This is a genomic window from Acinetobacter lwoffii (genome assembly GCF_024129595.1).
Lineage (GTDB): Bacteria > Pseudomonadota > Gammaproteobacteria > Pseudomonadales > Moraxellaceae > Acinetobacter > Acinetobacter lwoffii_O.
Genome location: NZ_JAMXXS010000109.1, coordinates 1 through 396, shown reverse-complemented (window position 1 = coordinate 396; position 396 = coordinate 1). Strand labels below are relative to the sequence as shown.

The 396-nt window shown below is 39.1% G+C and carries 1 pseudogene; it reads left to right on the top strand.

From position 1 onward, the window contains the following. Window positions 1–82: 82 nt before the first annotated feature. Window positions 83–396, top strand: a pseudogene (locus NI466_RS15850) (transposase); the annotation flags it as partial.

The following is a 396-nucleotide window of genomic DNA, read 5'->3' as shown; positions in this document are numbered from 1 at the left end:
TACTAGGGCGTGTCCTCATTTGAAGAATTGGTTTTAAATACTTAAAATCCTCCTTTGAGTTATTTTTATTTCTATATTTTCAATGGCACGTACTCTTCTTACCGATGATATCTGGCAGCAAATTCAAGATACTATGCGATTACATGGTTGCTACCGTTCAAAGAATAGTAGAAATATCATGGAAGCGATCTTATGGAAACTGCGTACAGGCGCCACATGGCGTGATATTCCTCAAGAATTTTGTCCTTGGCAAACTGCTTATAATCGTTTTAATCGTTGGGCAAGCAAGGGATTGTGGAATAAATTTTTTTTAGATTACGAGGCGTCTTGGATCAAGAATGGGTATTCATTGACGGAAGCTACATACGCGTGCATCAACATGCAAGTGGAGCTCGG